Source organism: Vibrio sp. YIC-376 (assembly GCF_052353105.1).
In the GTDB taxonomy this organism is placed as follows: Bacteria; Pseudomonadota; Gammaproteobacteria; order Enterobacterales; family Vibrionaceae; genus Vibrio.
The window spans coordinates 30,506-52,815 of sequence record NZ_JBBWFK010000021.1 but is presented as its reverse complement, the minus strand read 5'-3'; the positions used below and the strand labels follow the sequence as shown (position 1 = coordinate 52,815).

18 protein-coding genes are annotated in these 22,310 nt (G+C 45.4%); 12 read left to right on the top strand and 6 right to left on the bottom strand.

The genetic code is table 11. The annotated features are described in order from the left end of the window. The 4 genes from tuf to WJM94_RS22705 all read left to right on the top strand — a co-directional run. On the top strand, nucleotides 1–1,184 hold a 1,184-nt coding region (gene tuf / locus WJM94_RS22720), incomplete at its 5' end, for an elongation factor Tu (RefSeq protein ID WP_444496442.1). A gap of 332 nt (nucleotides 1,185–1,516) precedes the next feature. Beyond that, nucleotides 1,517–1,702, top strand: a complete 186-nt coding sequence (locus WJM94_RS22715; RefSeq protein WP_444496441.1) for a (2Fe-2S)-binding protein — start codon at nucleotides 1,517–1,519, stop codon at nucleotides 1,700–1,702. A 98-nt stretch (nucleotides 1,703–1,800) separates the two neighbouring features. Then, the gene (gene bfr, locus WJM94_RS22710; RefSeq protein WP_005381359.1) at nucleotides 1,801–2,277 is read left to right on the top strand and encodes a bacterioferritin; all 477 of its coding nucleotides are present in this window, start codon (nucleotides 1,801–1,803) and stop codon (nucleotides 2,275–2,277) included. A 209-nt stretch (nucleotides 2,278–2,486) separates the two neighbouring features. Continuing rightward, a complete protein-coding gene (locus WJM94_RS22705) occupies nucleotides 2,487–3,764 on the top strand; it encodes a malic enzyme-like NAD(P)-binding protein (protein ID WP_444496440.1) in 1,278 nt (425 codons plus the stop codon). Between the two features lie 115 nt (nucleotides 3,765–3,879). On the opposite strand, the gene metJ is transcribed toward WJM94_RS22705, so the two are convergent. Beyond that, nucleotides 3,880–4,200 carry a met regulon transcriptional regulator MetJ gene (gene metJ, locus WJM94_RS22700; RefSeq protein ID WP_444496439.1) on the bottom strand — a complete coding sequence of 107 codons (321 nt, stop codon included), beginning with the start codon at nucleotides 4,198–4,200 and terminating at the stop codon, nucleotides 3,880–3,882. Nucleotides 4,201–4,423: 223 nt separating this feature from the next. Between metJ and WJM94_RS22695 the strand changes: the two genes are divergently transcribed. The 3 genes from WJM94_RS22695 (at nucleotide 4,424) to metF (ending at nucleotide 9,179) form a co-directional block, all read left to right on the top strand. Further along, nucleotides 4,424–5,587, top strand: coding sequence for an O-succinylhomoserine (thiol)-lyase (locus tag WJM94_RS22695; protein ID WP_444496438.1), 1,164 nt, complete (start codon nucleotides 4,424–4,426; stop codon nucleotides 5,585–5,587). Nucleotides 5,588–5,599: 12 nt separating this feature from the next. Continuing rightward, nucleotides 5,600–8,008, top strand: a complete 2,409-nt coding sequence (locus tag WJM94_RS22690; RefSeq protein WP_444496437.1) for a bifunctional aspartate kinase/homoserine dehydrogenase II — start codon at nucleotides 5,600–5,602, stop codon at nucleotides 8,006–8,008. Between the two features lie 274 nt (nucleotides 8,009–8,282). Then, nucleotides 8,283–9,179, top strand: coding sequence for a methylenetetrahydrofolate reductase (gene metF, locus WJM94_RS22685; RefSeq protein WP_444496436.1), 897 nt, complete (start codon nucleotides 8,283–8,285; stop codon nucleotides 9,177–9,179). A 68-nt stretch (nucleotides 9,180–9,247) separates the two neighbouring features. On the opposite strand, the gene WJM94_RS22680 is transcribed toward metF, so the two are convergent. From WJM94_RS22680 to argE, 3 genes are all read right to left on the bottom strand, one after another. Next, nucleotides 9,248–9,787, bottom strand: coding sequence for a PadR family transcriptional regulator (locus WJM94_RS22680; protein ID WP_182011520.1), 540 nt, complete (start codon nucleotides 9,785–9,787; stop codon nucleotides 9,248–9,250). 423 nt (nucleotides 9,788–10,210) lie between these two features. Continuing rightward, nucleotides 10,211–12,844, bottom strand: coding sequence for a phosphoenolpyruvate carboxylase (ppc, locus tag WJM94_RS22675; protein WP_444496435.1), 2,634 nt, complete (start codon nucleotides 12,842–12,844; stop codon nucleotides 10,211–10,213). Nucleotides 12,845–13,119: 275 nt separating this feature from the next. Next, nucleotides 13,120–14,256 (bottom strand): acetylornithine deacetylase, encoded by a 1,137-nt coding sequence (gene argE / locus WJM94_RS22670; protein ID WP_444496434.1) that lies wholly within the window; start codon nucleotides 14,254–14,256, stop codon nucleotides 13,120–13,122. Between the two features lie 144 nt (nucleotides 14,257–14,400). On the opposite strand from argE, the gene argC reads away from it, so the two are divergent. The 4 genes from argC to argH all read left to right on the top strand — a co-directional run bounded on the left by argC (nucleotide 14,401) and on the right by argH (nucleotide 19,645). Further along, nucleotides 14,401–15,405: an N-acetyl-gamma-glutamyl-phosphate reductase gene (argC, locus tag WJM94_RS22665; RefSeq protein WP_444496433.1), complete on the top strand. Its 1,005-nt coding sequence runs from the start codon at nucleotides 14,401–14,403 to the stop codon at nucleotides 15,403–15,405. Between the two features lie 21 nt (nucleotides 15,406–15,426). Next, nucleotides 15,427–16,218: an acetylglutamate kinase gene (argB, locus tag WJM94_RS22660; RefSeq protein WP_444496432.1), complete on the top strand. Its 792-nt coding sequence runs from the start codon at nucleotides 15,427–15,429 to the stop codon at nucleotides 16,216–16,218. Nucleotides 16,219–16,307: 89 nt separating this feature from the next. After that, a complete protein-coding gene (locus WJM94_RS22655; RefSeq protein ID WP_444496431.1) occupies nucleotides 16,308–17,522 on the top strand; it encodes an argininosuccinate synthase in 1,215 nt (404 codons plus the stop codon). A gap of 248 nt (nucleotides 17,523–17,770) precedes the next feature. Then, a complete protein-coding gene (argH, locus tag WJM94_RS22650; protein WP_444496430.1) occupies nucleotides 17,771–19,645 on the top strand; it encodes an argininosuccinate lyase in 1,875 nt (624 codons plus the stop codon). A gap of 184 nt (nucleotides 19,646–19,829) precedes the next feature. On the opposite strand, the gene WJM94_RS22645 is transcribed toward argH, so the two are convergent. After that, entirely contained in the window at nucleotides 19,830–20,111 is a 282-nt protein-coding gene (locus WJM94_RS22645; protein WP_444496429.1) for a DUF3624 domain-containing protein, read from the bottom strand. A gap of 364 nt (nucleotides 20,112–20,475) precedes the next feature. After that, entirely contained in the window at nucleotides 20,476–21,204 is a 729-nt protein-coding gene (locus WJM94_RS22640) for a redoxin family protein (RefSeq protein ID WP_444496428.1), read from the bottom strand. A gap of 158 nt (nucleotides 21,205–21,362) precedes the next feature. Between WJM94_RS22640 and oxyR the strand changes: the two genes are divergently transcribed. Then, the gene (gene oxyR / locus WJM94_RS22635; RefSeq protein ID WP_444496427.1) at nucleotides 21,363–22,271 is read left to right on the top strand and encodes a DNA-binding transcriptional regulator OxyR; all 909 of its coding nucleotides are present in this window, start codon (nucleotides 21,363–21,365) and stop codon (nucleotides 22,269–22,271) included. Nucleotides 22,272–22,310 lie beyond the last annotated feature (39 nt).

The following is a 22,310-nucleotide window of genomic DNA, read 5'->3' as shown; positions in this document are numbered from 1 at the left end:
TGTCTAAAGAAAAATTTGAACGTGTAAAACCGCACGTAAACGTTGGTACTATCGGCCACGTTGACCACGGTAAAACAACTCTAACTGCAGCTATCTGTACTACTCTTGCTAAAGTTTACGGCGGTGCTGCTCGTGACTTCGCATCTATCGATAACGCTCCAGAAGAGCGCGAGCGTGGTATCACAATCTCTACTTCTCACGTAGAGTACGACACTCCAACTCGTCACTACGCACACGTAGACTGCCCAGGACACGCTGACTATGTTAAAAACATGATCACTGGTGCTGCGCAAATGGACGGTGGTATCCTAGTTGTTGCTGCAACAGATGGCCCAATGCCACAAACTCGTGAGCACATCCTACTAGGCCGTCAGGTTGGTATCCCTTACATCATCGTATTCATGAACAAATGTGACATGGTTGACGATGAAGAGCTACTAGAACTAGTAGAAATGGAAGTTCGTGAACTTCTATCTGAGTACGATTTCCCAGGTGATGACCTACCAGTTATCCAAGGTTCAGCTCTAGGCGCACTAAACGGCGAAGAGCAATGGGAAGCGAAAATCATCGAACTAGCTGAAGCTCTAGATTCTTACATCCCAGAGCCAGAGCGTGCGATCGATATGCCATTCCTAATGCCTATCGAAGACGTATTCTCAATCCAAGGTCGTGGTACAGTAGTAACTGGCCGTATCGAGCGCGGTATCCTAAAAGTTGGTGACGAAGTTGCTATCATCGGTATCAAAGACACTATTACAACTACATGTACTGGTGTTGAAATGTTCCGTAAACTTCTAGACGAAGGTCGTGCGGGTGAGAACGTTGGTGCACTTCTACGTGGTACTAAGCGTGACGAAGTAGAACGTGGTCAAGTACTAGCTAAACCAGGTTCAATCACTCCACACACTAAGTTTGAATCAGAAGTATACGTACTGTCTAAAGATGAAGGTGGTCGTCACACTCCATTCTTCAAAGGCTACCGTCCACAGTTCTACTTCCGTACAACTGACGTAACTGGTGATATCTCTCTACCAGAAGGCGTAGAAATGGTAATGCCAGGTGACAACATTCAGATGACTGTTGAGCTAATCGCACCAATCGCAATGGACGAAGGTCTACGTTTCGCGATCCGTGAAGGTGGCCGTACAGTAGGTGCTGGTGTTGTTGCTAAGATCTTCGACTAATTCATAACGAATTAAACGAAATCTTGCACTTTCTTCAATTTGAAGAAAACGCATCTAGAGAAAGGGAAGCTTAGGCTTCCCTTTTTCATATCTAGAGTTTCATTTAGTTATAAGCCGACATAAAACGTTTCTATTTTTTCCTCGTTAATACATAACCTTACCAAGTTACTTATAGCTTCAGTCTATTGCTCACGGCTAAGTGATTGATCTTTAGTTAGTTCATTAAAATCAATATAACCAAATGTTCTGAATAGAATCCCAATACGACTGGTAACAAGAACCATTCTTGTTTATATTGACCATCTCGGGTTTATTTCTATAGGTTTTTGAATATGTTCGTTTGTCTTTGTCATGGTGTTTCTGACAAAAAAATTAGAAAGTTAGCGATAGATGAAGGCATCACGGATATCAGAGGGATTAAGCGATGCACAGCATTGGGGAGTCAATGTGGTAAATGCATCAAACAAGCCAAAGAAATTTTAGCTGAACACTACACTGAACTAAAACAAGCCAGCTGATCATCGTGATGATACGGTGAAAGAGCTATCAGCCTTTTGACACCTTCTCATTTGCTTCTACATTTAAATGAAGCCTAAAAAAGAGGAGGGGTGCGTCCATGAAAGGCGATCCAATCATAATTCAACATCTCAATAAAGTGCTCGGCAACGAGCTCGTCGCTATCAATCAATATTTTCTCCATGCTCGTATGTACAAAGACTGGGGCTTAAAGCATCTGGCCGATAAGGAATACCACGAGTCAATTGATGAAATGAAGCATGCAGATCATCTCATCGAACGTATTTTGTTTTTGGAAGGTTTACCTAATCTGCAAGATCTCGGCAAGTTGATGATCGGCGAAGATACCAAAGAAATGCTCGAATGCGATCTCAAATTGGAAATGGCCGCTATTCCGGATTTAAAAGATGCCATCGCGTATGCGGAAGATATCAGGGACTACGTCTCTCGCGATCTTTTCCAAGATATTCTCGAGGATGAAGAAGAGCATGTCGATTGGCTTGAAACTCAGCTTGGCCTGATTGAAATGTCGGGTATTGAAAATTATCTACAAGCACAGTACGTAGATGAAGAATAATCTTGGGCGTCTCAAGATTGTATTTATAAATCTTAACCTTATAGCAGAGCACCTGACTTAAAAGTTAGGTGCTTTTCATCATTATCTGGTCTAATCTCATTTTATTATCACTATTTTAAGGATTTTGCTCGCAATCTTACCTTTGAAGATTGACTTCTATCCTTTAGAATTTATTCCCCCTTACCTAAATATAAAAAAAGAGACCCCCCATGTCTGAAGACAATCGCCAAGCAGCAACTAGAGAAGAAGAACAGCGCCAACGAGCTCTTGACTACCATGCTTACCCGACCCCAGGGAAAATTGCAGTCGAGCTAACAAAACCGGCAGAAACCGCAGGCGATCTAGCTTTAGCTTACAGCCCTGGTGTTGCTGAGCCTGTGCGTGAAATCGCGCAAAATCCTGACAATGTGTATAAGTACACAGCGAAAGGTAACATGGTTGCCGTAATTTCTAACGGTACCGCTATTCTTGGTCTGGGTAACCTTGGCCCTCTTGCTTCTAAACCAGTAATGGAAGGTAAAGCGTTATTGTTTAAGCGTTTTGCTGGCCTTGATTCAATTGATATCGAAGTAAAACACCGCACGATCGACGAGTTCGTTAATACCGTTGCGAGCATTGCTGACACATTCGGTGGTATCAACCTAGAAGACATCAAAGCACCGGATTGTTTTGAGATTGAAAAGCGCCTTATCGAACGTTGTGACGTTCCTGTTTTCCATGATGATCAGCACGGCACAGCAATCGTAACGGCCGCAGGTATGCTGAATGCGATCGAGCTACAAGGCAAGAAACTAGAAGATTCCACAATCGTTTGTCTTGGTGCTGGTGCTGCGGCAGTAGCATGTATGGAGCTACTGATCAAATGTGGCGCAATGCGTGAAAAGATTTACATGCTGGATCGTAAGGGTGTGATTCATACTCGTCGTGATGATCTCAATGAGTACAAACAGCTATTCGCGAATAACACGGATAAGCGTACCCTGGAAGATGTTATCGAAGGTGCCGATCTGTTCCTTGGTGTTTCAGGTCCGAACCTACTTCCTGCAGAAGCTCTGAAACTGATGGCTGATAAGCCAATTGTTTTTGCGTGCTCTAACCCTGATCCAGAAATCAAGCCAGAGCTTGCACACGACGTTCGTAGTGACTTGATCATGGGTACTGGACGCAGTGATTACCCGAACCAGGTAAACAACGTGCTTTGCTTCCCATTCATCTTCCGTGGTGCTCTGGATGTACGTGCAAGTGAAATTAATGATGAAATGAAGCTTGCTGCTGTCGAAGCAATTCGTGAACTGGCGAAGGAACCAGTGCCAGAAGCAGTACTTAAAGCTGCTGGTGTGGATAAGCTTGAGTTTGGTACTGACTACATTATTCCTAAGCCAATGGACGCGCGTCTGTTGCCTCGTGTTGCAAAAGCAGTGGCTCAAGCTGCCGTTGACTCTGGTGTTGCTCGCATTGAGATGCCAGAAAACTACATGGCAGAGTAATTCTTCCGTCGTAAATGATGTACAAAAAATGGGACGCTATCGCGTCCCATTTTTTATGTCATTCTTTTAGTACTGGAAGCTGAACAACCGAGCGGTGTATTCAATTCAACCATAATTACTCGTCATCAAACGACTCGAACTCGATACCCATTGCTGTCATCAGCGCTTTTGCTTCTGTCGGAATATCGTCAGGGCGATCTTTACGAAGGTCTTCATCCGTAGGAAGCGGTTGTCCTGTGTACGCGTGCAGGAATGCTTCACATAGGAGTTCGCTGTTGGTAGCGTGGCGTAAATTATTGATCTGACGGCGAGTACGCTCATCAGTTAGCACTTTTAAAACTTTCAGCGGGATAGATACAGTGATTTTTTTTACTTGTTCGCTTTTCTTTCCATGCTCAGCATACGGGCTAATGTATTCGCCATTCCAGTCAGCCATTGCGTACCTTCATATTTGTAATAGGTTAAAAATAATAGAGGTGCTGATTTTAGCTGCATTTACTGCCATAAGCAAAGACATATAGACGTCTAGAAGTGTTGACGTCTCAAAATTTGACGAGTAAAGTGACAGGAACAGTAAGGGAGTGTGCAATTCATTGAATCTGAAATTTAGATATAGCGCATTCCTATTTAGAAGTCACCACCTGTGAAAGGATACACCCATGAGCATCCGCAAGCCTGCGACCATTGCTGTACGCACTGGTATCGAATCCGACACTCAATACCATGCTGTCGTTCCACCAATTTATCTATCGACAAACTATGGCTTTCCTGCATTTGGAGAAGTGCCTAAGTACGACTACACGCGCTCAGGTAACCCAAACCGTGGCTTGTTAGAAAGCGCTCTGTCTGAGCTGGAATCAGGAAAAGGAGCGGTGGTAACCAACTGCGGTACGTCTGCGCTGAACTTGTGGGTCTCTGCTTTCATCGGTCCTGACGATCTGATTGTTGCACCACATGACTGCTATGGTGGTACTTACCGTCTTTTCAATACTCGCGCCAACAAAGGTGACTTCAAAGTGCTGTTTGTTGATCAATCAGACGAGCAGGCGCTTGATGCAGCTTTAGCGCAAAAGCCAAAGCTTATCTTGATAGAAACACCGTCAAACCCTCTTGTTCGCGTCGTGGATATTGCTGCTGTATGTGAAAAGGCCAAGCAAGTCGGAGCCTTGGTTGCCGTAGACAATACCTTTTTGACACCTGTGTACCAAAAGCCATTAGATCTGGGTGCTGACTTCGTTATTCACTCTACAACGAAATACATCAATGGCCACTCGGACGTCATTGGTGGTGTGGTGATCACTAAGACGGAAGCGCATGCAGAAGAGCTGGCGTGGTGGGGTAACTGCATTGGTGCGACAGGCACGCCATTCGATAGTTACATGACGTTGAGAGGTATTCGTACGTTAGGCGCTCGTATGCGAGTGCATGAAGAGAGCTCAAAGCAGGTACTTGCATATCTGAAGCAACAATCGTTAGTAGCGAAAATTTATCACCCAAGTCTGCCTGAGCACCCAGGACACGAGATTGCGAAAAAGCAGCAATCAGGTTTTGGCTCGATGCTGAGTTTTGAGTTTGCTGGCTCATTTGAACAGCTCAAAGTGTTCGTTAAAGAGCTGCAGTTGTTCTCTCTTGCTGAATCACTAGGTGGTGTAGAGAGTTTGATTTGTCACCCTGCGTCTATGACACATCGTGCGATGGGTGAAGCCGCGCTGGCAGAGGCTGGTGTATCACAGCAATTACTGCGCCTTTCTGTCGGTCTCGAAGATGCACAAGATCTGATTGCTGACCTAGAGCAAGCTTTCACTAAATCGGCACAGCAATAGGAAACAATAATAATGACTGTACAACGTCAGCTACATAAATTTGGTGGTAGCAGCTTAGCTAATCCTGAATGTTACTTGCGTGTCGCGGGTATCCTTAAAGAATATTCAGCAGAAAATGACCTGGTCGTGGTATCCGCTGCAGGCAAAACTACGAACCGCCTGATTGAGTTTCTCGAAGGCTTAGAGAAAGATGGTCGAATTGCTCACGAAGCGTTACAAGGATTAAGACAGTTTCAAACTGGTCTCGTCGAAGAATTGTTAGAAGGTGAAGCTCAAACACACGTGTTGGCCACTTTACAAGATGAGTTCAGTACGTTGGCTGAACTGACATCTCCGCTTACCGACGCGAAAAAAGCGGCAGTCCTAGGACATGGGGAAGTGTGGTCTTCTCGTTTGCTTGCGGCATTATTGACTCAGCAGGGGTTACCCGCCGTCGCGCAAGATGCGAGAGCATTTTTACGAGCTGAAGCCGGGACGCAGCCAGAAGTCGACCGCGCTCGCTCATACCCGCTTATTAAAGAAGCACTGGCCCAGCATAGTCATAAACGAGTGATTATTACCGGTTTCATGGCGCAGAATGACCATGGTGAAACCGTTCTTCTTGGGCGTAATGGTTCTGACTATTCTGCGACAGTGATAGGTGCGCTTGCGGAAGTCATTACGGTCACTATCTGGAGTGATGTGGCGGGTGTTTATAGTGCTGATCCGCGTTTAGTTGCGGATGCGTGTTTACTGCCGCTGTTGAGATTGGATGAAGCCAGTGAGCTTGCACGTCTGGCAGCGCCTGTGCTACACAGCCGAACGCTTCAGCCTGTGGCGCAAAGTACTATGGATTTGAGCCTCAAATGCAGTTATCAACCTGAATCAGGTTCGACTCGCATCGAACGCGTACTTGCTTCTGGACGTGGGGCAAAAATTATTACTTCATTGGATGATGTGCTGTTAGTGCAGTTGTCATTCAAACCTGGTCATGACTTCAATAAAACGCAAAGTGATGTGCTTAATTCACTTCTGCGTGCCCAGTTAGAGCCTCTGACTTTTGAACTCCAGCCAGAACAGCAGATTTTGCGATTAGCCTATACCGCCGAAATTGCTGGTGGTGCGCTGAAGTTCTTACAAGCGTCGGCGTTTGAGGCAGAAATCACGCTTCAAGCGGGATATTCTCTGCTTGCTGCTGTGGGGGCTGGAGTAACGACAAATCCTAGCCACTGTTTTGGTTTCCATCAAAAGTTAAAACACTCACCAGTGGAGTTTATCTCTGAAACTGAATCTGGATTGAGTCTGGTGGCGGTATTACGCAGCTCGAATACAGAAGAGTTGGTTCAATCGATTCACACCCAGTTGTTTCAGGCACAGAAGCGAGTTGCTGTCGCATTATGCGGTAAAGGTAATATTGGCTCGAGCTGGCTGAATTTATTCGCAACACAGAAGAATGAACTAGAGAAACGTCATGGCATGAGCTTTGACTTAGTTGCTGTGGTTGATAGCCAGAAGTTCTGGTTTGATGAACAGGGTATCGACGCCACCAAAGTGTCAGCACTATTTAACGATGAAAGTGTTGAGAACGATGATTCTTGGCTGACTCGCCTTGGTGCGCTGCAGGATTACGATGAGGCCGTTGTGCTTGATGTCACCGCAAGTAAAGAGCTGGCTCAGAGTTACATCGATATTGCTCAGCAAGGTATCCACTTGATCTCCGCGAATAAAGTGGCGGGCTCGGCGAATAGCCAGTATTACCATCAGGTGCAAGATGCCTTTGCAAAAATTGGGCGTCACTGGCTCTACAACGCGACTGTAGGAGCCGGGTTACCAATCAATCATACGGTTCGTGACCTGCGTGAGAGTGGTGATGAGATTGTGGCGCTCTCAGGCATTTTTTCCGGTACGCTTTCGTGGTTGTTCCAGCAGTTCGATGGCACGGTTTCATTTAGTGAACTGGTCGATTTGGCCTGGCAGCAAGGTCTAACGGAACCAGACCCTCGCTCTGACTTAGATGGTTCAGATGTGATGCGTAAACTGGTGATTCTGGCGCGTGAGTCTGGTTTGGATATCGAACCGGGAAGTGTAAAAGTCGAGTCGCTTGTTCCAGAGGAGCTGCGTGATCTGAGTTTAGATGAGTTCTTTGATAACAGCACGTTACTGAGCCAGACTCTGCAAGAGCGTTTGATAAAAGCGCAGAAAAACGATCAGGTTCTACGCTACGTCGCACGTCTAGAAAAAGATGGCAAAGCGACCGTAGGCATCGAAGCCTTATCCCGAGAACATGCGCTTGCGAACTTGCTTCCGTGTGACAATATCTTCGCAATCGAAAGCAAGTGGTACAAAGACAACCCGTTAGTGATTCGTGGTCCGGGTGCTGGACGAGAAGTGACGGCTGGTGCGATTCAATCCGATCTAAACCGTCTTGCTGGGCTGTTTTAAATTGGTGTTAGTTCTCAAACCCCGGGGATAATCCGGGGTTTTTTATTCCTTTCTCAGTGCCATACTTAGTTCCAGAGCCGGAAAATTACCATGGTTTTTATGGTTAACTATCTGACAAGAATGAACTTGAACTATTCTCATTGTTAACGTGAAAAAAATTCATAATCACAAGGTTGACATTAAATCGTATTCAATTCATTCTGTGGACATATAGACGTCTAAACGTCGATTTGCAGAATTTGATTTCGTGGCGGATTGTCACAGGGAGAGTAAGATGGGTTACACGCACGCAGGCCACATTGATGCCTTAAACCAGAATATCGCTGAGCTGTCAGATAACATTAATGTTTCGTTTGAGTTTTTTCCGCCAAGCAATGAAAAAATGGAAGAGACACTGTGGAACTCTGTGCACCGTCTAAAAACTCTTCAACCAAAGTTTGTTTCTGTTACTTACGGAGCTAACTCAGGTGAGCGTGACAGAACACACTCAATCATTAAAGAAATCAAAGCGAAAACAGGCTTGGTGGCGGCACCGCACTTAACTTGTATTGACGCGACTCGTGATGAGTTGATTGAGATCGCGGATGATTACTGGAATAACGGTATAGAAAATATCGTAGCACTGCGTGGTGATATTCCCCCTGGTGGTGGCGCTCCTGATATGTACGCATCTGATCTGGTTGAGTTGCTGAAGTCTCGCCATGATTTCGATATTTCGGTTGCAGCTTTCCCTGAAGTTCACCCTGAAGCGAAAAGTGCGCAGGCTGATTTGCTTAACCTTAAACGTAAGGTTGATGCAGGTGCGAACCGTGCGATTACCCAGTTCTTTTTCGATGTTGAGTCTTACCTGCGTTTTCGTGACCGCTGTGTTGTCGCTGGCATTGATGTCGAAATCGTACCGGGTATTTTGCCAGTCTCTAACTTTAAACAGGCATCCCGTTTTGCTGCGCAGAACAACGTTAAAATCCCTGGCTGGATGAGTCGACAGTTTGATGGCTTGGATGATGACCCAGTAACTCGTCAATTAGTAGGTGCAAGTCAGGCGATTGATATGGTTCGTGTACTGAGCCGTGAAGGTGTGAAAGATTTCCACTTCTACACGCTAAACCGTGCAGAAATGACATACGCATTGTGCCACACGCTGGGAGTTCGCCCTAAGGCGACTATCTAGTTTGAAAGCAAAAAGGCTTGCCATATGGCAAGCCTTTTACTTATTCGAGTTATGGGCTGGTTTAAGATTTAACCGATAACTTCAAGTTCAGTTAGCACTTCCTCTGCCCACGTAATCCACGTTTCACGCAACAGTAGGTTGCGGCGTAGAGTCAGGCGTTCTAGGCGTGCTTGTTTGTCCAACGTTGACGGCGTAGCGTAGTATGCCGCTTCAATTTCTTTGTAGTGAGAAACCAGTTTACGTGACTCTTCTACCAGTTCAGACAGTTGCTCACGGAAAGGTGCAGCAGGTTGCACCGCGCAAGCCATCAGCTTCGCTGAGAACTCATCACGAACGGTTGGGTGTGCGGTTGGTTGGTCAAACCATTCACCAAGTGCGCTACGTCCAGCATCAGTGATGGAGTAAACTTTACGGTCTGGTTTGCCTTCCTGAGGCTCTAGCACGCAAGTAACCAGTTCCTTCTCAGCCATTTTGTTTAGCTCACGGTAAACCTGCTGGTGACTTGCTTTCCAGAAGTAACCGATGCTTGCTGAGAATTCTTTTGTGATATCGTAACCGGTTGCATCGCGTGTGCTAAGAACAGTTAAGATTACGTGTGGTAATGACATGTCTTCAATCCAAATGGTCAATAAACTTGTAAACAAGCTACTTACACTTTCAGCTGCGCTCTTAATGGCGTTTGAGTTTTTTGTGTATAAGTAGCACCAACATTGTTGGTCCTGTCACCTTAAAGCCGTTTATCACCTAGAGATGGGAATTCCCATCATGACCGGAGCAGATTTGATTGGATTTATGTGCTCTCGGCAGGGTAGGTAGTATATAAATAATAAGCATGAAGTGGAATAGTAGGAAAAAATTACGCTAAAAAACTAATATAATACTCAATAGTTTGTTTTATTGGTTAATTATGCTGCTTTTGTGGTTGTAGGTAGGGTTTAATTGGCTCGATTAACTGGTTGATTGCTGTTCAAGTTGGTGGGTATAAAAAAGGCTGAGCAGTTGCTCAGCCTTTCAGTTCATAATCGATGGTATTAACCTGTGTTACGCATACCAGCTGCGATACCAGCGATGGTCACCATCAACGCCTCTTCAAGATTTGCTGAGGCTTCTTCATTTTGGCGCGTACGGTACAGCAACTCAGCTTGAAGCATGTTCAATGGCTCTACGTAGATATTACGCAAGCGAATGGATTCCAGACCCCATGGGTCGTGTTGCATCAAGTTTTCGTTGTTTTCTACGTTCAGTACGGCTTTGATGTCTTTCTGTAGTTGAGTTCGAAGTCTCTCACCCAACGGACGTAGTGATTCATCCACAAGACGTAAGTCGTAGTAACGCGAGATATCGATATTACATTTCGAGTACACCATCTCTAGCATGCCAAGGCGTGTAGAGAAGAAAGGCCATTCACGACACATTTCTTCTAACAGCTCTTGGTGACCTTTGTCGATAGAGTACTGGATTGCTTCACCCGCACCTAACCAGGCTGGTAATACTAAGCGGTTCTGGCTCCACGAGAAAATCCAAGGAATCGCGCGTAAACTTTCTACGCCACCGTTCGGGTTACGTTTCGCAGGACGAGAACCTAGTGGCAATTTACCTAGCTCAAGTTCTGGTGTCGCCTGACGGAAGTAAGGTACAAAGTCTGGTTCGCCACGTACAACGCTGCGGTAAGCTTCACAACTCACTTGAGACAGCACTTCCATTAGATCACGCCACTCTTGTTTTGGCTCTGGTGGTGGCAGTAGGTTCGCTTCCAGAATTGCACTTGCGTACAGGTTGAAGCTGTTTACTGCAACATCTGGCAGGCCAAGTTTAAAGCGGATCATCTCACCCTGCTCAGTAACACGCAGGCCACCTTTAAGGCTCTTCGGTGGCTGAGATAGCAACGCTGCATGTGCAGGCGCACCACCGCGACCTACCGTGCCTCCACGGCCGTGGAATAGCGTTAGTTCAACGCCTTCGTCTTCAGCAACTTTGACCAAAGATTCCATCGCATCGTACTGAGCCCAGCCAGCTGACATTACACCCGCATCTTTCGCTGAATCAGAGTAGCCAATCATGACCATCTGATGGTTTTGAATGAAGCCACGGTATAAATCGATACTCATCAACTGCTTGATAACCGATTCAGCATTGTTTAAGTCGTCCAGAGTTTCGAACAGCGGACAAACATCCATGCGGTAAGGACAGCCAGACTCTTGTAGCAATAGGTGAACGGCCAGAACGTCAGAAGCGGTACGAGCCATCGAAATGACATACGCACCGAACGCATCACGTGATTGCGCTGCAATAATCTTACAGGTGTCCAAAACCTCCTGAACAGGTTCTGATGGCTGCCAGTCACGAGGCAGAAGTGGACGCTTGGAAGCCAGTTCGTTGGTCAGGAATGCGATTTTGTCTTGCTCGCTCCACTGCTCGTAGTCACCGATGCCCAGATAGCGAGTTAATTCAGACAGTGCATTCGCATGGCGAGTACTTTCTTGACGAATGTCCAGACGAACCAAGTGTACGCCAAACGCTTTCACGCGGCGCAGAGTATCAAGTAGTGAGCCGTCTGCGATGACACCCATTCCACATTCATGTAGCGATTGGTAACACGCGTAAAGAGGATCCCAAAGCTGCTCTACGGTTTGTAGCGGTGCTTTTACAGCCAGTTTTTGGCCATGAACTTTTGCGTCCAGAATATCTTTGGTTTCATTAAGCAGCGCACGCAGTTGTTTTAGGATTGCACGGTACGGTTCGTGCTGATCTTCGCCTGCCAATGCGCGTACCTGATCGTTACATACTGTCATAGACAGTTCGCTGATCAGTTCATTGATATCGTTAAGGTAAAGATCCGCCGCTTTCCAACGTGAAAGAAGCAGAACTTCACGTGTCACGCTGTGCGTCACGAATGGGTTACCATCACGGTCACCACCCATCCATGATGAGAAGTGAACCGGACGTGCATCAATTGGCAAACCTTCGCCCAAATAAGTTTTCAAGCGGTCATTCATTTCACGTAGGAAATCAGGTACCGCTTCCCACAGTGAATTTTCTACAACGGCAAAGCCCCATTTCGCTTCATCAAGTGGTGTAGGGCGTTGCTGGCGGATCACATCTGAGTGCCAGCTTTGTACGATCAGCTGTTCTAGACGACGCTCGGTTTTTTTACGCTCTTTAGATGACAGATCGCTTAATTCTAGCTTTGATAAACACTCATTGATCTTCACTAGTTTGTTGATCATGGTGCGACGAGTGATTTCTGTTGGGTGCGCGGTCAATACCAGTTCAATGTTCAGATCACGAACAGCCTGCGCCGTATCAAGTTTACTGACATTGTTTTGCACCAGTTTAGAAAATAGCGAGTTGATCGCGTCAGGTTCGCAGATATGATCTTCACAGTGACGTGAAATGGTGTGGTATTGCTCAGCAATATTCGTCAGGTTTAGAAATTGGTTAAACGCACGGGTTACTGGCGTTAACTGCTCATCAGGAAGGTGTTTGATTTCTTCGATCAAACTTTCTTTGTCTGCTTGGTTTCCTGCTTGGGCTGATTTGGATAATTTACGAATTGTTTCCACTTTTTCGAAAATTTCTTCGCCATGGGCGTCGCGAATAGTATTACCCAGTAAGTGGCCTAACATGCGCACATTGCTTTTGAGTGCGGCGTATTTCTCGTTCATTGTCGTCCTGCCTCGTAAAAAAACTACATCCATTGTCCTTGTTAGGACACCAATCTAGCGAAAAGCACCAGTTGTAGTCAAATAAAGCCGACTATGTTTGTAATTATTCCGCTTATCTCCTGATTTAGAGCAATATTAAGACGCATATCAAATAAAAGTGAAAATTAATTACAAAATAACTGGTTAAATAATTGTTATGTATTAATAACAGAGTATAAAAAAGATAGCATGCGCAGCTCATCGGAGCTGCACAGATCGGTTTTTTGTACTTGCAACTAACAGCAGTATTTGATCATTGCCTTGGAGAGCACATCTATAGTTGGGTCAATAAAATCCAAAGCCAGAAACTCGTCCGGTTGATGTGCCTGATCGATAGAGCCCGGTCCAAGTACCAAGGTTGGACACAGTTCTTGTAAAAACGGTGCTTCGGTGCAGTAGTTGACGGTTTGCGAGCTGGTTTGACACAACTCTTCTACACCGCCAATGAATGGGTGATCATGTGGACACTCATAGCCTGGAATCGAGTCATGCAGCGGAATGATTTCAATACGTCCCGGCCATTTCGCTTCCACTTCTTTAAGAGCACCACGCAGCATATTCTCTAAACCATCTAGGCTGATGCCAGGCAATGGGCGGACGTCGTAATGCAATTCACAACAGCCACAAATACGGTTGGCACTGTCACCGCCATGAATATGACCGAGATTCAGTGTTGGATTTGGTATCGCAAACCCTGGGTGGTGATACTCTTTAATTAGCTTGTCGCGTAATTTCATCAGAGCGAACATCACTTCATACATGATCTCAATGGCATTGACACCAAGAGCGGGATCCGACGAGTGTCCAGATTTACCTGTAACACGAATGGCATTAGCAACATGACCTTTATGACCGCGAATTGGTACCAAGCTGGTAGGCTCGCCAATAATGCAGTAGTCCGGTTTGAACGGTGCGTTAGCAGTGAAGTGTCTGGCACCTAGCATGGTGGTTTCTTCATCACAGGTCGCTAATACATAAAGCGGCTTCTTCTGTTTACTCCAGTCGACTTTTTTGACTGCCTCATAAATGAAAGCAAAGAAGCCTTTCATGTCCGCAGTACCCAGGCCGTAAAAACGGTTGTCTTTTTCAGTGAGTTTGTGTGGGTCGAAGTTCCAGCGTCCTTCATCAAATGGAACGGTGTCACTGTGGCCAGCAAGGAGAAGGCCACCTTCGCCCTCACCCATACGTGCGATCATATTGTGTTTGCCTGGTTCGACTTCGACCACCTCAACACTGAACCCCAGATCTTTGAACCAGGTCGCGAGTTTCTCAATGACTTTCGCATTACCTTGATCCCATTTTGGGTCAGTGGAGCTGATTGAAGAGGTGCTGATGAGTCCTTCATAGACCTCTAGAAAAGTTGGTAATTGCATGGATTCTTCAAATCTCCTATTGACAGACAGAGCACAAAAATGTAAAACACATATTAAATCATATTTAATGAATAAAAAATCAAAATATAGCAAAAATTAAATATGAATAGTCATTTGAGTCTTTAAATTTACGGATGTCATAGAATGCTAAAAACCACGATTATCGGAGCCAGCGGTTACACCGGCGCAGAGTTAGCTTTAATGGTTAACAAACACCCGGAACTCACGCTATCAGGTTTATACGTTTCCGCCAACAGTGTAGATGCAGGAAAGAGCCTTGCCCAGTTGCACGGCAAGTTAGCTGGCGTTATCGATATGCCTGTTCATCCGTTAACCGATCCAAAAAAAGTGGCAGTTGAGTCAGATGTGGTGTTTTTGGCCACAGCACATGAAGTCAGCCATGACCTCGCCCCAATTTTCCTCGAAGCAGGATGTAAGGTTTTCGATTTATCAGGCGCATTCCGTGTTCAGAGTGAAGGCTTTTACGAAACCTTTTATGGCTTCAAGCATCAATTTAACAACTGGCTAGACAAAGCGGTGTATGGCTTAGCGGAGTGGAACTTTAAAGCAATTAAAAACACTCCTTTAGTTGCGGTAGCAGGCTGCTACCCAACAGCATCGCAACTTGCTATTAAACCTCTGCTAGAAGGTGGCCTCATTGATACACAACAGTGGCCGGTAATCAATGCGACGAGCGGTGTGTCAGGTGCAGGTAGAAAAGCATCCATGACAAACAGTTTCTGCGAAGTTAGCCTGCAACCTTATGGGGTTTTCAATCATCGTCATCAACCAGAGATTGCTCAACACTTGGGTTGTGATGTGATTTTTACTCCTCATCTTGGCAACTTTAAACGTGGGATTCTTGCTACAGTTACCATGAAGTTGGCACAAGGCGTCACTGCGGAACAAGTCACTCAGGCATTCGAGCAAGCGTATCAAGGGAAACCAGCAGTACGTCTGAAAGGGGATGGCATTCCACGTATTCAGGATGTTGAAAATACACCTTTCTGCGATATCGGCTGGAAGGTGCAGGGCGAGCACGTAATCGTGATTTCTGCCATCGACAACCTACTCAAAGGTGCATCGAGTCAAGCGATGCAATGTTTAAATATTCATTACGGTTACCCAGAACTGACAGCGTTGCTGTAGTCGTTGATAGAGGGAAAAGCAATGACGCAAACCAATCAAGCTCCATTAGTCATTAAGCTAGGCGGTGCAGCTTTATCTTGCACAAAAACCTTGAGCCAACTTTTTGGTGCCATCGCGGCTTACCAAAATTCGGCACAGCGACAAATCGCCATCGTTCACGGCGGTGGCTACTTAGTGGATGAGTTGATGAGTAAGTTGCAACTCAAAACCGTAAAGAAGCACGGCTTACGAGTTACACCGTATGACCAGATTCCTATCATCGCTGGTGCACTAGCTGGCACGGCAAACAAGCTGCTTCAAGGTCAGGCTATTGCTGACGGTTTAAACGCAGTAGGTCTGAGTTTAGCGGACGGCGGCTTATGTCAGGTTGAGGAACTCGATCCTGAACTGGGTGCAGTAGGTAAAGCCTCTCCGGGTGATTCAACACTGATCCAAGCGATCTTAAACTCGGGTGCACTACCAATCATCAGCTCAATTGGTCTGACAAAAGAAGGTCAGATGATGAACGTCAATGCGGATCAAGCTGCTGTTGCTGTCGCTGGTGCATTAGATGCGGAGTTAGTTCTGCTGTCTGATGTGAGTGGTGTTTTGGATGGTAAAGGTCATTTGATCAAGAGCTTATCAGAGAAAGAAGCTGATGCATTGATCGAAGGTCATGTCATCACCGACGGAATGATCGTCAAAGTTAAAGCCGCTTTGGAGGCTGCCAATGATCTTGGTCGTCCTATCGAAGTTGCAACCTGGCGCTACCCAGAGAAACTGACACAGCTATTTGCTGGTCAAAGTATTGGTACGCAATTTCTGCCTCAATAAAGTCGCAGCAAAAAATTTAAAGAATTAAACATTAGGAAGTAGTTGGCACTGACCGCCGAGTGCAGAGCCAGTTAAATTTGGAGAAAAAAATGAGCAAAGTGAACGTTAAAAAAGTAGTAGTCGCATACTCAGGCGGTCTAGATACTTCAGTAATCATCCCGTGGCTAAAAGAGAACTACGACTGTGAAGTAGTTGCGTTTGTCGCTGATGTGGGCCAAGGCGCAGAAGAGCTAGAAGGCATTGAAGCGAAAGCGAAAGCATCTGGTGCATCAGAGTGTTACATCGCTGACCTTAAAGAAGAAATGGTTGCGGACTACATCTACCCAACACTAAAAACAGGCGCATACTACGAAGGTAAATACCTACTAGGTACTTCAATGGCGCGTCCAATCATCGCAAAAGCGCAGGTAGAAGTAGCTCGTAAAGTAGGTGCAGATGCGCTGTGTCACGGTTGTACTGGTAAAGGTAACGACCAGGTTCGCTTTGAGGGTGCGTTTGCTGCACTAGCTCCTGATCTGCATGTTATTGCTCCTTGGCGTGAATGGGATCTGGTTAGCCGTGAGCAATGTCTGGATTACCTGGCTGAACGTAACATTCCTTGTTCAGCGTCTCTTACCAAGATCTACTCTCGCGATGCAAACGCATGGCACATTTCTACAGAAGGTGGTGTGCTAGAAAGTACTTGGAATGCTCCAAACGAAGATTGCTGGGTATGGACCGTTGATCCTGAGCAAGCACCAAACGAAGCAGAATACGTAACACTGAAAGTTGAAAAAGGTGCGGTTGTTGCTGTCGATGGTCAAGAAATGACGCCTTACAACGCTCTGGTTTACCTAAACGAGAAAGGTGCAAAACACGGTGTTGGTCGTATCGATATCGTTGAGAACCGTCTGGTAGGCATGAAGTCTCGTGGTTGTTACGAAACTCCAGGGGGCACTATCATGATGGAAGCGCTGCGTGCTGTAGAGCAACTTGTGCTTGATAAGACATCATTTGAATTCCGTGAGGAACTAGGTCTTAAGGCTTCTCACCTTGTGTACGATGGCCGTTGGTTTACTCCACTATGTAAATCTATCCTTGCAGCTTCTGAAGAGCTTGCTAAAGATGTGAACGGTGAAGTTGTTATTAAGCTTTACAAAGGTCAGGCAACTGCTACTCAAAAACGTTCTGACAATAGCTTGTACTCAGAAGAGTTTGCAACGTTTGGTGCAGATGAGGTTTACGACCAAAGCCATGCTGGTGGTTTCATCCGTCTTTACTCATTATCAAGCCGTATCCGTGCGTTGAACAGCCAGAAGAAATAATTATATTTCATTGCTGAAGGAAAAGACCTGTCACTGAGTGGCAGGTCTTTTTTTTGTATTTAGCAACTGTAATCACTATGAAATCAGTTTTTAGTGAATATATATGTAAAAATATTGAATTTATACTTTATTTTTTGTCCAAGTTGTCGTAACGTTGGCCTATAAGAAAAAGTGAGTAAATGACCATCAATTTAGTCATCACTAATTAGAGCACGTTAGAGTAAGCAATAGTCACCAGGAGAGACGCAATGGCATTATGGGGCGGAAGATTTACCCAAGCAGCAGATACCAGATTCAAAGAATTCAACGATTCGTTGCGTTTCGACTACCGATTAGCTGAGCAAGATATTGTAGGCTCAATTGCATGGTCTAAAGCACTGCTTTCTGTTGGAGTCTTATCTGCAGAAGAGCAAAAGAAGCTTGAACTCGCTTTAAACGAATTGAAACTTGAGGTGATGGAAGACCCTCATCAGATCCTAGGCTCTGATGCAGAAGACATCCATTCTTGGGTTGAGCAGCAACTTATCGGTAAAGTAGGCGATCTGGGTAAGAAGCTTCACACTGGCCGCTCTCGTAACGATCAGGTGGCTACCGATCTTAAGCTTTGGTGTCGTCAGCAAGGTCAGCAGTTATTGATTGCTTTAGACCGTCTGCAATCACAAATGGTACATGTCGCAAAGCAGCACCAAGGAACCGTTTTACCCGGCTACACTCACCTTCAGCGTGCACAACCTGTGACGTTTGCGCATTGGTGTCTGGCATATGTGGAAATGTTTGAGCGTGACCACTCACGTTTAAGCGACGCTCTTCAGCGTTTAGATACCTGCCCACTGGGCTCTGGTGCACTTGCTGGTACTGCATATCCAATCGATCGTGAGCAGTTGGCTCATAATCTTGGTTTCCATCGTGCGACACGTAACTCGCTAGATTCAGTATCAGACCGTGACCATGTGATGGAACTGATGTCAGTGGCTTCTATCTCAATGCTGCACCTTTCACGTCTGGCTGAAGATATGATTTTCTACAACTCAGGCGAATCTAACTTTATTGAACTGGCGGATACGGTCACTTCTGGCTCATCACTGATGCCACAGAAGAAAAACCCAGACGCTCTTGAGCTAATTCGTGGTAAGACAGGTCGTGTATACGGTGCTCTGGCTGGCATGATGATGACAGTAAAAGCGCTACCACTGGCATACAACAAAGACATGCAGGAAGACAAAGAAGGCTTGTTTGATGCGTTAGATACCTGGAACGACTGTATGGAAATGGCAGCGTTGTGTTTCGACGGTATCAAAGTCAATGGAGAAAGAACGCTGGAAGCTGCGAAGCAGGGCTATGCAAACGCGACAGAACTGGCAGACTACTTGGTAGCTAAAGGTATTCCATTCCGTGAAGCACACCATATCGTCGGTGTGGCAGTTGTGGGTGCTATTGAGAAAGGTTGCGCGCTTGAAGAACTTTCTCTGCAAGAGCTGAAAGTATTCTCAGAGGTAATTGAAGACGACGTATACGAGATTCTGACCATTGAGTCCTGTCTGGAAAAACGTTGTGCTCTTGGTGGTGTATCACCACAGCAAGTAGCCTATGCGGTTGATCAGGCAGATAAACGTCTAAGCCAACGTGATAACTCAGCTGTAAAAGTACGTCCTGCACGTTTGACTGACATTGAAACCCTTGAAGGTATGATTACTTACTGGGCTAATCTGGGTGAAAATCTCCCAAGATCACGTAATGAATTGGTTCGCGATATCGGCTCATTTGCGGTCGCAGAGCATCATGGTGAGGTCACAGGCTGTGCATCACTCTACGTTTATGATTCTGGTCTGGCTGAAATTCGCTCTTTAGGCATTGAAGCTGGCTGGCAAGGTCAGGGGCAGGGTAGTGCGATAGTGAACTACTTGGTGGATAAAGCCCGCCAAATGGCAATCAAAAAGGTATTTGTGCTAACTCGTACGCCTGAGTTCTTTATGAAGCAGAAATTCCTACCAACATCTAAATCACTTTTACCGGAGAAAGTGTTGAAAGATTGTGACCAGTGCCCTCGTCAGCATGCTTGTGATGAAGTGGCTCTAGAGATCAATCTGATGGAGCAGTTGATCCAGAAAAGTCATGTAGCATAGATATTCGATTCTATTAGCATTCAATGACATACCTTAATTCAGGGATTGTTACATAAGTATTTGCTAAAAAAATCGAAAAAATATGGAACCTTCGAGAGGAAGCAGGGTCTATTAAAGTACCACTGCTTTTTCTTAGAAGAATCTAAGAGAGCCCCAGAATCGAGATTGATTTTGGGGCTTTTTTCTATCTGCCGTCTGAGTGACGATTGTCTTTATTCTGTTTGTCTCGTCGACGCTGCCACGGCAAGATGACAAAGCGCATCCATAAGTGTAGAAACAGCAATCCATTGAACGCGAATCCAGCAAAGATCAACGCGATCGATTCAATGCTTTGTGGATCATCTTTAAATACAAACCACCAAATAATCCAACATAAGACAGAAAGTACAGTCAGTTGATCCATACAGCGCTGACAGCGACCGAGCTTTTGCCAAAACCAGTGAGTTTGGCAACGATGACAATTCATTAGACATCTCCACGTTTTCATCACCTGCACTCAGGTTATTCAAAGCCTATCATTTCGTTTTTTCGTGCTTAATCTTAGTTGCTGAGATTATATCTGCAAAAATGCAAAATTTGATTTGCTCTAGTGTTGTGGCACGTAATTAATGTATGATTTGTCATCAGACTCAAAATAGGAAAGGAATCATGTCGACAGAATTCAAGATGGCGCTGGGTGTTGCTGGTGGCTTTTTTACGATTGGACTGACAGCTATTGTCCTGGTAAGTCGTTATGCCATGATGGCCGCGTAAAGTGAAAAGCCTCGTCCGATGACGAGGCTTTTCACTTATTAACTTTCAGGGATGCGCTAAGCCTTCCCCAACGAAATTTAGCCTAAGTAGGTTTCAAGCTCTTCACTGCCACCGATGAGGCGGCCACCAATAAATACCTGAGGAACGGTGGTACGGCCAGAAATAGCACGCAGGCTTACCGTCGTCGCATCTTTACCCAGAATGACTTCTTCATACTGAAGGCCTTTATCAATAAGATTCTGTTTTGCTTTCACACAGAAAGGGCAACCGGGTTTGGTGAATACCGTAATGGATTCCTGAGTTTTGTAATCAGGGGCAATGTAGTTGAGCATTGTATCGGCATCAGAAACTTTAAACGGGTCACCTGGCTCGTTTGGCTCTATGAACATTTTTTCTACCACGCCGTTTTTCACCAGCATACTGTAACGCCAAGAACGCTTGCCAAAGCCCAGTTCGCTTTTATCAACCAGCATACCCATACCATCCGTAAATTCACCATTGCCGTCTGGAATAAAGGTAATGTTGTCGGCTTCTTGTTCTTGCTTCCATGCGTTCATGACAAAAGCATCATTGACCGATACACATAGAATTTCATCTACACCAAACTCTTTGAAGACTGGAAAAAGTTCGTTGTAGCGCGGCAGATGACTTGAAGAGCAAGTCGGAGTAAAGGCACCCGGCAAGCTAAATACGATAACCGTTTTATCTTTGAAGAGTTCATCAGAGGTTAGGTTAAGCCAGGTATTACCTTGACGTGTAGGTAGAGTTACTTGTGGTACGTTTTGACCTTCTTTAGATATCAACATATTATCCCTTAAAATTCTTTTAAATAAACGAGTGTCAGACTTATATTTTCCTGTTTGGTTGGGGTTATTATTGTAAAAATATTTTGATAGCTGTAATCGTTTAGTGTTATGGTTTTGATAGGTGTTAACTATCACTAGATATAAGCGAATCGTGTGTTATGAATATTCGGGATTTTGAGTACCTAGTCGCGCTAGCGGAGCACAAACACTTCCGCAAAGCTGCAGAAGCTTGTTTTGTAAGCCAACCGACACTCAGTGGACAAATACGTAAGTTAGAAGACGAACTGGGAACAACGCTTCTGGAGCGTAGCAGTCGTCGTGTGCTGTTTACCGACTCCGGATTGCAACTGGTGGATCAAGCAAAACGTATTTTAATTGAAGTGAAGATGTTTAAGGACATGGCCAGTGGTCAAAACGGTGCGATGACCGGACCATTACACATTGGTTTTATACCAACCGTTGGCCCTTACTTACTGCCTAAGATTCTTCCAGATCTAAAAGTAGAATTTCCGGAGCTGGAGTTGTTCCTGCATGAAGCTCAGACCCAGCAGTTGGTGCATCAGTTGGAAGACGGTAAGCTGGATTGTTTGGTATTGGCTTCGGTAGCAGAAACGGCTCCGTTTAAAGAAATTGAAGTGTATAACGAGCCGTTAAGTGTGGCAGTGCCGTGTGATCATGAGTGGGCATCGTTGGAGTGTGTCGATATGATGTCCCTAAAAGGTAAGACAGTATTAGCGCTGGGTGATGGCCACTGCTTACGTGATCAGGCATTAGGTTTCTGTTTTGCTGCTGGCGCAAAAGACGACGAGCGGTTCAAAGCAACAAGTTTGGAGACGTTGCGTAATATGGTAGCGGCTGGCGGTGGGATAACGTTATTACCTCAGTTATCGCTTCCTAATGAAAAGCAAAAAGATGGCGTCTGTTACATCCCAGCGGTGAATCCGACACCGTCGCGTAAGATTGTCTTGGTATACCGCCCAGGATCGCCATTGCGCGCCCGTTTTGAAGCATTAGCGAAAAAGATAAAAGATATTTTGGCAAACTATCCATCAAGCATTGCCGCTTAATTGAAACAACCCGTTTTAGAAAGCAAATAGGGGAGCCGC